Consider the following 11072-nt stretch of genomic DNA (forward strand, 5'->3'; position numbering starts at 1 on the left):
CACGAATCCCTCGATGAGTCCCGACCGGGCGGGATCTTGTGACGTCCACGAGAGCTACTCGCGAACTGTCGTCTGTGGACCTGTGGGGATTTGAACCCCAGACCCCCTCGATGCGAACGAGGTGCGCTACCAGACTGCGCCACAGGCCCTTGCGACGAGTGAAACTCTAGCACCCTCCAGGGGGTGCTTGGAAATCCGTTCCCCGCTGGTCAGGGGTGTCGGGGTTCCGGAGGTCCCCCGGCTCGGACGCCGCCGGGCGGGAGGCCGGTCCCGCGGCCGTCATTCGTTGGCGGCACGGGGTCGGTCCTCCTCGTCGTCGTACTGGTCGAAGAGCGGGGTGCGGCCCCGGTCGCGGGTGCGGCGGGCGTCGGGCCGGCGGCGGGGGGTCTGGTCCACGTCCGGGACGGCCGGGTCCGGCAGGGCGGGCTCGGCGGTGCTGGAGCGGGCGGCGCTCCAGGTCTCCGGGTCGTTGACCTCGACGCCGCCGGAGGCACGCGGGGCGACGGGGGCGGTGACGTACGTCGGCAGCGGTACGGGGACCGGCTCCCAGCTGTCGCCCTGGACCCGGCCGCGCTCGCGTTGCTGGTCCACCCACTCCGCGTGGTCCGTCTGCTCGACGAGCGCCCGGCGGCCGGCCTCCTGAGGAGAGACGGCCGGTACGGGAACCGGGTCGGCCGGATGGTGCGCCTCGGGCTCTTCGTCCGGCTCGACCGCGGGCACCGCCTGCTGGTGGCGGCGGGGGCGGTTCTCGCGCAGGCGCTGCGCCGCGTCCTCGGCCCGGCGGCGGTCCATGGTGAAGACGAACCGCCTCCGCTCCTGGGCACGCAGGTGCACGATGTAGGCGCTGAGCATCACCGCGGGTGCGGCGGGGGCCCAGAGGAAGGCGAGGCCGCCGACCGCCGCGACGATCGCGCCGGCGGTGAAGACGAGGAACAGGACGCTGGTGGTACGCCGGCGCCGGGCCAGCACCTGGGACCGCTGGGCGCGACGGACGCGTTCGGCGTCCTCGGCCCCGCCCCGGGCGCGCTGCGCCGACGGCGCGGACTGTGCGACGCGCTGCTCGGGAGGCCGCCCGGCGGACGGGCGTTGCGCCGCCGGGCGGCTGCGGGGGTCGCTCCGCTCGTGTGCGGAATGGGCCGGGTGCGCCGGGTGCTCCACCGCCGGGCGTCCGGACGCGCGCTCGGGAGCGTGCGCCGGATCGAGAATCCTGGCTTCGGTGTGCGCCCCGGGCGCGGCGAAGGCCCGGACGTCGACGGACTCCATCCGGTCCGTCTCGGCGTCCGGGTCGACGACCGGTTCCGCCTCCTCGGCGCCACGCTCCCGCAACCCCTTGGCGTAACGACGCTCCATCGCCGCCCGTCCGGACAGCAGCCGGATGGCGGTGCTGAAGCGTTCCGTCGGACGCGCTTCGTTGAGTTCGTCCTGCCTTCGGAGCCACATCGGCACCAAGTAGGCGGCCCAGGCCCCGACGATGACTGCGTAGATGAGGCCGCTGCTGCTCACGCTCACACCGTAGAGGGGTTTGCACGGCGGCATCCGCCAATTGCCACGGTGTGTCGCACGATCAGGCTGATATCACGGGCCTTTTTTGTGATTGTTCAGACCAACGAGTGACGCCGCCGGTGCTTAATGCGACGACAAGGCGTTTATTTCGAACATGCATTTGATTTATGGGGATGGGCGGCGCGTTCCCGGTCTCGACTGGTGCCAGCGCCGGAGCAGCCCGTCCGCCGCCTCCTCCGACGTGAGCGCGTAGACGAGGTGGTCCCGCCAGGCGCCGTCGATGTGCAGATAGCGGGGCCGCAACCCTTCCTCGCGGAATCCGAGTTTCTCCACGACCCGGCGGCTCGGCCCGTTCTCGGGGCGAATGCAGACCTCGATACGGTGCAGCCCGACGCGGCGGAAACAATGGTCGGCGGCGAGAGCCACCGCGGTGGGCATGACGCCCCGGCCCGCGACGTCCTGGTCGACCCAGTAACCGATGTGCGCCGAGCACATCGAGCCCCAGGTGACGCCCGCGACGGTCAACTGGCCGACGAGACGGCCCTCGTACTCGATCGCGAACGGCAGCATCCGGCCGGCTCTCGCCTCGGCGCGCAGGTGCCGGACCATCTGCCGGTACGTGGGCCGGCGGATCACGGGGCCGCCGGGGACGGGCGGCGGGACGGTGGCCTCCCAGGGGCGGAGCCAGTCCCGGTTGCGGCGGTTGACCTCGCGCCAGACGTTCTGATCCCGCAGGCGTATCGGCCGCAACGTCACCTCGCCGTCCTTCAGGAGCACCGGCCAGAGGTGCGCGTTCAGGACGGGCTCCCGGGCAGGGGGTGGTCGCCACCGCGCAACTGGTCGACGGCGTGCGTGACGATCCGGCCGAGGACGGCGAGCCCGTCGCGCACCCCGCCGGTCGAGCCGGGCAGGTTCACGATCAGCGTGCGCCCGGCGACCCCGGCGAGCCCCCGGGAGAGCGCGGCGGTCGGCACTGCGTCCCGGTTCTCGGCGCGGATGGCCTCCGGGATGCCGGGCACCTCGTGGTCCAGCACCCTGCGGGTCATCTCCGGGGTGAGGTCGGTGGGCGAGATGCCGGTGCCGCCGGTGGTCAGGATGACGTCGTATCCGCCCGCGATCCCGGCGCGCAGCGACAGCTCCACCGGCTCGCCGTCCGGCACGACCAGCGGTCCGTCCGTGGCGAAGCCGAGGCCGGTGAGTCCGTCCACGAGGATCGGGCCGCCCTTGTCGGCGTAGACGCCTGCGGCGGCGCGGTTCGAGGCGGTGATGACGAGGGCGGTGTACGGGGCCGGTCCGGAGCCCTCGGACGGGCCGCTGCCGGAAGCCGGGGAACCTGAGGCCGGGGAATCTGAGGCCGGGGAACCTGAGGCCGGGAAGCCGGAGGCGCTCACGCGTCCGCTCCCGTCGGCGCCGGGCGCATCCAGTCGCCGGACTTGCCGCCGGACTTGGCCTCGACCCGTACGTCGGTGATGACGGCGCCCTTGTCGACGGCCTTCACCATGTCGATCACCGTGAGCGCGGCGACCGTGACCGCCGTCAGCGCCTCCATCTCGACGCCGGTGCGGTCCGTGGTCTTCACCGTGGCGCTGATCTCGACGGCGTCGTCCGCCACGCTCAGTTCGACCTCGACGCCGGAGACCGCGAGCGGGTGGCAGAGCGGGATGAGGTCGGGGGTGCGCTTGGCCCCCATGATCCCGGCGATCCGCGCGGTCGCGAGGGCGTCGCCCTTGGGCACTCCCTCGCCCCGCAGCAGTTCGATCACCCGCGGCGAGACGAGGACCCGGCCGCCGGCCCGGGCGACGCGCGCCGTGACGTCCTTCGCCGAGACGTCGACCATGCGGGCCGCGCCCGCCTCGTCGATGTGCGTCAGCCTGTTCTGCGTACTCAACTCACTCCGCCTAGCGGTAGGGCGCCGTTCGCCCGCCGGACCGGAGTTCGGGCCGGGGGCCCGGGGTACGTCCCCCGGTGAGGCAGCGGCAGACACCGTACCGCCACCGCGCCCGTCTCAGCGGAGCAGGACCACTTCGGTCTCCGTGCCGGGCTCCAGGGTGGTGACGTCCTCCGGCACCACGATCAGCGCGTCCGCCCGCGCCAGTGCGGCGATCAGGTGCGAACCGGAGCCGCCCACCGGGACGACGGTGCCCGACACCTCGTCGTAGGTGCCGCGCAGGAACTGGCGCTTCCCGGCCGGGGAGGTGAGCGCCTCAAAGGTGGTGAGGGCGGCGCGGACGGTGGGCCGGTGCACCTCTTCGAGGCCCATCAGCGCGCGGATCGCCGGGCGGACGAAGAGTTCGAAGGAGACGTAGGCGGAGACCGGGTTGCCCGGGAGGGCCAGCAGCGGGGTGTGGTCGTGGCCGATGGAGCCGAAGCCCTGGGGCTTGCCGGGCTGCATGGCGAGCGTGCGGAAGTCGATGCCGCCACCGGGCTCGTCCTCGTCACCGACCGAGGAGAGCGCCTCCTTGACGACGTCGTACGCGCCCACGCTGACGCCTCCGGTGGTGACCACCAGGTCGGCCCGGATGAGCTGGTCCTCGATCGTGGTGCGCAGCGTCTCGGCGTCGTCGGTGACCGCGCCCACCCGGTAGGCGATGGCACCGGCGTCGCGGGCGGCGGCGGTGAGCGCGTAGCTGTTGGAGTCGTAGATCTGGCCGCCCGCCAACTCTTCTCCGGGCTGGACGAGTTCGCTGCCGGTGGAGACGACGACCACGCGGGGGCGGGGGCGGACCTTGACCGTGGCGCGGCCGATCGCGGCGAGCAGACCGATCTGCGGCGGGCCGAGGACCGACCCGGCCGCGAGGGCCAGGTCGCCCGGCTTCACGTCGCTGCCGGAGGCCCGGACGTGGGCACGGGCCTCGGCGGCGCGGTACACCCGGACCTCACCGCTCGCGCCCTGAGGGGCATCCCGGTGGGAGCGCATGGTGGAGGCGGGGCCCTCGCCCGTACCGCCGTCCGTCCATTCGACGGGGACCACGGCCTCGGCGCCCTCGGGCAGCGGGGCGCCGGTCATGACGCGGGCGGCCTGGCCGGGGCCGACCACCCCGCCGTCGGGGAGCCCGTCACTGCCGGCCGCCACGTCGCCGACGACGGTGAGCACCGAGGGGAACTCCTCGCTCGCCCCGGTGACGTCGGCGACCCGGACCGCGTAGCCGTCCATGGAGCTGTTGTCGAAGGGGGGGAGCGCGATCCGCACGACGACGTCCTCGACGAGCACGCACCCTTGGGCGTCGGCCAGTTGCAGCTCGATGGGTTCGAGCGGCTTCACCGCGCCCAGGATGTCGGCGAGGTGCTCGTCGACCGACCAGATCGTGCTGCTCACAGTGCTACATCTCCTCGTTGACATAACGGCGGAGCCAGGTACGGAAGTCCGGGCCCAGGTCCTCGCGTTCGCATGCGAGCCGGACGATGGCCCGAAGGTAGTCGCCCCGGTCGCCGGTGTCGTAGCGGCGCCCCTTGAAGACGACGCCGTGCACGGGCCCGCCGATCTTCTCGTCGGCGGCGAGCAGCTGGAGGGCGTCGGTGAGCTGGATCTCGCCGCCCCGGCCGGGCTCGGTCCGTCGGAGTATGTCGAAGACGGCGGGGTCGAGCACGTACCGGCCGATGATGGCGAGGTTGCTGGGCGCGTCGGCAGGGTCGGGCTTCTCCACCAGGCCGGTGACCCGGACCACGCCGTCGGCGACGGTGTCGTCCACCGCGGCGCAGCCGTACATGTGGATCTGCGCCGGGTCGACCTCCATCAGCGCGACGACGCTGCCGCCCTCGCGTTCCTGGACCTCCACCATGCGCGCCAGCAGCGCGTCGCGCGGGTCGATCAGGTCGTCGCCGAGGAGGACCGCGAACGGCTGGTCGCCGACGTGCGGGGCGGCGCAGAGCACGGCGTGGCCGAGGCCGCGGGGGTCGCCCTGGCGGACGTAGTGCATGGTGGCGAGGTCGCTGGACTCCTGTACCTTCTGGAGGCGTTCGGCATCGCCCTTGCGGGTGAGCGCGGATTCCAGCTCGTAGTTCCGGTCGAAGTGGTCTTCCAGCGGACGCTTGTTGCGTCCGGTGATCATCAGTACGTCGGAGAGGCCCGCGGTGACGGCTTCTTCGACGACGTACTGGATGGCCGGCTTGTCGACGACGGGCAGCATCTCCTTGGGAGTGGCCTTGGTGGCCGGCAGGAAGCGGGTGCCCAGACCCGCGGCCGGAATGACGGCCTTGCTGATCCTGGGTGTCGACTCATTCATGCGCTGAACCATAACGGTTGCGTACGAACGGACGATGATCCACTGGTTAACTTTGTGGTCATACGTACCCGTATGAGAAAAGTGTGAGCTTCCTATGACCTGTGAGCCGGCTGACGCGGCGGCCGACACGCCGTCCCTGAAGGCTTCCCTGCGGCGCGAGCTCCTCGCCGCACGGGCGGCGTTGACCCCTGGGGAACTGGCGGACTCCGCCGCCGCCCTGGCCCGTAGCGCGCTCACCCTGCCCGAACTCTCCGGCGCCCGGACCGTCGCCGCCTATGTGTCGGTGGGGCGCGAGCCGGGTACCCGCGCGCTGCTCGACGCGCTGCGCGACCGCGGCGTACGCGTCCTGCTGCCGGTGCTGTTGCCCGGAAACGACCTGGACTGGGCGGTGTACGAGGGCCCGGACCGGCTGCTGAGGGCGGGGCGCGGGCTCCTCGAACCCGACGGCCCGCGGCTCGGCCCCGCGGCCGTCCTCGACGCCGGCACGGTGCTGCTGCCCGGCCTCGCGACCGACACCCGCGGCATGCGGCTCGGCCGGGGCGGCGGCAGTTACGACCGGGTGCTGGCCCGGCTCGCCGCGGCGGGGGCGCATCCCGCGCTGGTGGTGCTGCTGTACGACGACGAGGTGGTCGCGCGGGTTCCGGCGGAACCGCACGACCACCCCGTGGACGCCGTCGTCACTCCGGCCGGAACGCGCCGCTTCGGCCGGTGACCGGCCGCCGCGCGCTCCGGCCCGGGGTCAGCCGGTGGCCGCCGCCGGCTTGAGGGTCAGCGTGTCGGCCGTCGAGGCGGTGACCGCGTCGGCGCCGAAGGACCAGTCGAGCAGTTCGCCGTTGACCCACTTGTCCGTCTGGTCGGTGTAGTGCGCGCTGAACGCGTGCCCCGAGGCGCCGGTGAGGTTGATCCAGCGGGACTTGTCCCAGTCGCCGACGTTCACCACCATCCGCATCGACGGCACCCAGATGACGTCGTAGCCGCCGGCCGCGTTCCAGCCGGTGGCGTCGACCGCCGCCTCGCCGCCGCCGAGGTTCCACGGACCGCGGTTCAGGGCCTTCTGGAGCAGGCCGGGACCGGAGGTGCCGAGGGTCTGGTTCTTCAGCGTCAGCTGGTGCAGCCGGCCCCAGCTCCAGGTGGAGATGTCCTTGCCGAGCTTGGCGGTCAGCTCCCAGCGGGCGTCGTCCATGGCGCGGGCGAAGAGCTGGTCACGGTTGTCGATGGCCTTCTCGCGGCCCTGGGCGGGCACCTTCCACCAGGCGTTGTCCTTGTCGTCCAGGATCTTGGAGACGACCTCGTTCCAGCGGTCGCCGCCGTCCGGCTGCGCCGAGTCGGCGTCGCGCTGGCCGCATTCGCGGACCAGCTTGTTCTGCTCGTCGACGGGTCCGGTGGAGTCGGCCCGGGTGACGTAGATGCAGTCGCCCTCGACGCGCATCTCCTTGGGCAGCTTGTCGCCGAAGGCCAGCATCAGGATGTTGCGCCAGACGCCGTTGAAGTACGCGGCGGCGGCCGAGTCGGAGTCCTGGGTGTAGTCCCAGCCCTCCAGCAGCTTCTGCGCCTCGCGGACGTCCTTGTCGGCGATGTTGATGCTCAGCAGCTTGGGCACCAGCAGCGCGGCGATCTCGCTGGTGTTGTCCATCTGCATCTTCTGCATGTCGTCGGTCGAGATCTTCTCGCCGCCCTTGATCTTCGACGCGATGAGGTCGTTGATGCGCTGGCTGCGGGTGCCGTAGCCCCAGTCCTTGGTGAGCAGCTCGGGGTACTTCTCGTCCACGACCGCCTGGTTCGCGGTGACGATGTAGCCGCGCTCCGGGTTGTACTCGTACGGCAGCTCGCTGAAGGGGATCGGGTCCTTCTCCCAGCCGTACTTCGAGGACCAGCCGGGCATCGGCATGGTGCCGTCACCGGCCTTGCGGACCGGGATCCAGCCGGGGGCCTGGTAGCCGATGTTGCCCTTCGCCCCCTCGGCGTCCGCGTAGACGAGGTTCTGCGAGGGCACCTCGAAGTGCGCGGCGGCCTTGCGGAAGGACGCGAAGTCGTCGGCGCGGTCCAGCTCGAAGACGGCGTCCATGGAGTGGCCGGGCTGGAGCGCGGTCCACTTCAGCGCGACGGCGTAACCGGAGGCGCGGTCGGGTGCGGCACCGGCGACCGGAGCCTTCTGGCCGACCTTCTCCAGTTCGCTGCTGCGGTCGGAGACCAGGGGGCCGTTGTTGGTCTCGCGGACGGTGATCTTCCGGCTCTTTCCGCCGGCGACCTTGATGGTCTCCTCACGGGTGGTGAAGGGGACCGTCTTGCCGTCGTAGAGGTAACCGTCGGTGGAGACCTTCTCCAGGAAGAGGTCGGTCACGTCGGCGCCGAGGTTGGTGAGCCCCCAGGCGACGTCCTGGTTGTGGCCGATGATCACACCGGGCATGCCCGAGAAGGTGTATCCGGCGGTGTCGTACTGGCACTTCGCCGAGACCTCGCGGCAGTGCAGCCCCATCTGGTACCAGAGCGAGGGCAGCATCGGCGCCAGGTGCGGGTCGTTCGCGAGCAGCGGCTTGCCGGTGGTGGTGTGGTCGCCGGAGACGACCCAGGAGTTCGAGCCGATGCCGTTGCCGTTCGGGCCGAGCAGCGCCGGGATCTCGTCCAGCGTGTCGGAGAGGGCGCCGAGCTGGGTGTTCAGCCCCTCGGTGGCGCCGGCGAGGGTGGAGCCGTCCACGGTGGGGTCGCTCGCCTCGGCGTCCGGGTCGAACTCACCGGTGACGGAGGAGACCGCGCCCTCGCCGACGATCGTCTCGTGCTTGTCGTACGGGTACTCGGGGTACAGGTCCGCGATCTGCTTCGCCGTGAGCCTGCTGGTCATCAGCGAGCGGTCGATCTCGTCCTGCATGTTGCCGCGCAGGTCCCACGCCATCGCCTTCAGCCACGCGACCGAGTCGACCGGGGTCCACTCGGTGGGCTTGTAGTCGTTGGTCAGGTTGAGCGCCGCGTACTCGACGGAGATGTCCTTCCCGTCCTTGCCCTTCAGATACGCGTTGACGCCGTCCGCGTACGCCTGGAGGTTCTTCTTGGTGTCGGCGCTGAGGACCTTGTCGTACTCCTCCTGCGCGACCTTCCGCCAGCCGAGCGTGCGGAGGAAGGAGTCGGTCTCCACCTGACTGGATCCGAACATCTCGGAGAGCCGTCCGGCCGTCATGTGACGGCGGACGTCCATCTCGTAGAAGCGGTCCTGCGCCTGGACGAAGCCCTGGGCGCGGAAGAGATCGGCGTCGGTGTCCGCGTAGACCTGGGGGATGCCGTAGTCGTCGCGCTTGACCTCGACGTCGCCGGTCAGGCCGGGGACCTCGATCGTTCCGGTGGTCTGCGGGTACGAGGCCCGGACCGTGGCGACGGACCAGTACGCGCCGAACCCGACACCCCCGACCAGCGCCAGGACCAGGACGAGCACGAGGAGGCGGGCGCGTCGCCCCTTCTTCCGGCCGGTTTTCTTCGCAGTGGAAGGACCGGCAGAGACGGTTGTGTTGGCGGGCATCGCTGTCCTTCGCGGGGCAGGGTGGTCCTGGGAGTGCAAGGGCAACCATAGGCGCAGCGCCGATCCGACTCGGACGCGGTGGGGGGCTGCGGCCATCCGCACACAGGTCGTACACATAATCGAAGGCGTCAAGAAAACGTTAAAGATTAGGTAAGGTAACGAAGTACCTGCTCGTCGGGAACCTGCCCGGCGGTCGTACGCGGGGAAGGAAGCGCGCCCTGACTGTCCACACGCTCAACGAACTCCTGCTGGTCTCGTCGCTCGTCCTGCTCGTCGCGGTGGCGGCGGTCCGGATCTCGTCACGCAGCGGGCTCCCCAGCCTGCTCCTGTACCTCGGCATCGGCATCGCGCTGGGACAGGACGGCATCTTCGACGTCCAGTTCGACAACGCGGAACTCACCCAGGTGATCGGCTACGCAGCCCTGGTCGTGATCCTCGCCGAGGGCGGACTGGGCACGAAGTGGAAAGAGGTCAGGCCCGCGCTTCCGGCGGCGGCCGTGCTCTCCACCGTGGGCGTGGGCATCAGCGTGGGCGTCACCGCGGCGGGGGCGCACTACCTCGTCGGGCTGGAGTGGAAGCAGGCGCTCATCATCGGCGCGGTCGTGTCCTCGACGGACGCGGCGGCCGTCTTCTCCGTACTCCGCAAGGTGCCGCTGCCCTCCCGGATCACCGGCGTGCTGGAGGCGGAGTCCGGCTTCAACGACGCCCCGGTGGTCATCCTCGTCCTCGCGTTCTCCACGATCGGCCCGGTCGAGCACTGGTACGTCCTGGTCGGCGAGATAGCGCTGGAACTCGCCATCGGCGCGGCCATCGGCCTCGCGGCCGGCTGGCTCGGCGCCTACGCGCTCCGCCACGTCGCACTGCCCGCCTCCGGCCTCTACCCGATCGCCGTGATGGCCATCGCCGTCACGGCGTACGCCGAGGGCGCCATCGCGCACGGCAGCGGGTTCCTCGCCGTCTACCTGGCCGCCATGGTGCTCGGCAACTCCAAACTGCCGCACTGGCCGGCCACCCGGGGCTTCGCCGACGGGCTCGGCTGGCTCGCCCAGATCGGCATGTTCGTCCTGCTCGGCCTGCTCGTCACCCCGCACGACCTGCTCGACGACTTCTGGCCCGCGGTGGTCGTGGGCCTGGTGCTCACCGTGGTGGCCCGGCCCCTCTCGGTCTTCCTGAGCCTGGCACCCTTCCGGCTGCCCAAGCGGGAGAAGACCCTCATGTCGTGGGCGGGACTGCGCGGCGCCGTCCCCATCATCCTCGCCACCATCCCGATGGTGGCCGGCATCGACGGCTCCACCCGGGTCTTCAACATCGTCTTCGTGCTGGTCATCGTCTACACGCTGATCCAGGGCCCGACACTGCCCTGGCTCGCCAAGGCGCTGAAGATCGCCGAGGACCCGTCCGAAGCCGCCGACCTGGGCATCGAGTCCGCCCCCCTGGAGCGGCTGCGCGGGCACCTGCTCTCCGTCGCGATCCCGGCGCGGTCGAAGATGCACGGCGTGGAGGTGGGCGAACTGCGCCTCCCCGCCGGCTCCGCCGTCACGCTGGTGGTCCGGGACGGTACGAGCTTCGTGCCCGCCCCCGCCACCGTGCTGCGGCGCGGCGACGAACTCCTGGTGGTCGCCACCGACCCGGTGCGCGACGCGGCCGAGGCCCGGCTGCGGGCGGTCGGCGAAGGCGGCAAGCTGGCCGGCTGGCTCGGCGCGGGGCAGGGTCCGGGCGGCGCGGTGGACGGCGACGCCGTGGTGCCGGATGAGCCCGGAGAGGTACTCCTCGTAAGCGTCGATCGCCGCCTCGGACTTGTCGATGTCCTCGCTGAGCCGGCCGAAGCGGCTGAACCA

Annotated in this window: 9 protein-coding genes and 1 tRNA gene; 2 read left to right on the forward strand and 8 right to left on the reverse strand. The window is 71.3% G+C overall.

From position 1 onward, the window contains the following. Positions 1-75: 75 nt before the first annotated feature. The 7 genes from ACWD3D_RS25780 to galU all read right to left on the reverse strand — a co-directional run bounded on the left by ACWD3D_RS25780 (position 76) and on the right by galU (position 5726). Positions 76-149 (reverse strand) — tRNA-Ala (locus tag ACWD3D_RS25780). Positions 150-279: 130 nt separating this feature from the next. Continuing rightward, entirely contained in the window at positions 280-1503 is a 1224-nt protein-coding gene (gene sepX, locus ACWD3D_RS25785; protein ID WP_451463170.1) for a divisome protein SepX/GlpR, read from the reverse strand. 165 nt (positions 1504-1668) lie between these two features. Continuing rightward, positions 1669-2280, reverse strand: a complete 612-nt coding sequence (locus ACWD3D_RS25790; RefSeq protein ID WP_451463171.1) for a GNAT family N-acetyltransferase — start codon at positions 2278-2280, stop codon at positions 1669-1671. A gap of 17 nt (positions 2281-2297) precedes the next feature. Next, a complete protein-coding gene (locus tag ACWD3D_RS25795) occupies positions 2298-2771 on the reverse strand; it encodes a MogA/MoaB family molybdenum cofactor biosynthesis protein (RefSeq protein WP_451463178.1) in 474 nt (157 codons plus the stop codon). A 119-nt stretch (positions 2772-2890) separates the two neighbouring features. Further along, the gene (gene moaC / locus ACWD3D_RS25800) at positions 2891-3391 is read right to left on the reverse strand and encodes a cyclic pyranopterin monophosphate synthase MoaC (protein WP_451463172.1); all 501 of its coding nucleotides are present in this window, start codon (positions 3389-3391) and stop codon (positions 2891-2893) included. A gap of 117 nt (positions 3392-3508) precedes the next feature. Beyond that, positions 3509-4819: a molybdotransferase-like divisome protein Glp gene (gene glp, locus ACWD3D_RS25805; protein WP_451463173.1), complete on the reverse strand. Its 1311-nt coding sequence runs from the start codon at positions 4817-4819 to the stop codon at positions 3509-3511. 4 nt (positions 4820-4823) lie between these two features. Then, positions 4824-5726, reverse strand: coding sequence for a UTP--glucose-1-phosphate uridylyltransferase GalU (gene galU / locus ACWD3D_RS25810; RefSeq protein ID WP_451463174.1), 903 nt, complete (start codon positions 5724-5726; stop codon positions 4824-4826). 94 nt (positions 5727-5820) lie between these two features. On the opposite strand from galU, the gene ACWD3D_RS25815 reads away from it, so the two are divergent. Then, on the forward strand, positions 5821-6438 hold the full coding sequence (locus ACWD3D_RS25815; protein ID WP_451463175.1) for a 5-formyltetrahydrofolate cyclo-ligase: 618 nt from the start codon (positions 5821-5823) through the stop codon (positions 6436-6438). 27 nt (positions 6439-6465) lie between these two features. On the opposite strand, the gene ACWD3D_RS25820 is transcribed toward ACWD3D_RS25815, so the two are convergent. Beyond that, on the reverse strand, positions 6466-9234 hold the full coding sequence (locus ACWD3D_RS25820) for a penicillin acylase family protein (RefSeq protein WP_451463176.1): 2769 nt from the start codon (positions 9232-9234) through the stop codon (positions 6466-6468). A gap of 278 nt (positions 9235-9512) precedes the next feature. On the opposite strand from ACWD3D_RS25820, the gene ACWD3D_RS25825 reads away from it, so the two are divergent. Continuing rightward, positions 9513-11072 (forward strand): potassium/proton antiporter (locus ACWD3D_RS25825; protein WP_451463177.1); only part of this gene is annotated, 1560 nt, incomplete at its 3' end.

This window comes from Streptomyces sp. NPDC002690, from assembly GCF_053592415.1.

Coding starts and splice junctions, on each gene's coding strand:
- galU (WP_451463174.1), bottom strand. CDS start 5,726: ATGAATGAGTCGACACCCAGGATCAGCAAGGCCGTCATTCCGGCCGCG.
- ACWD3D_RS25820 (WP_451463176.1), bottom strand. CDS start 9,234: ATGCCCGCCAACACAACCGTCTCTGCCGGTCCTTCCACTGCGAAGAAA.
- ACWD3D_RS25815 (WP_451463175.1), top strand. CDS start 5,821: ATGACCTGTGAGCCGGCTGACGCGGCGGCCGACACGCCGTCCCTGAAG.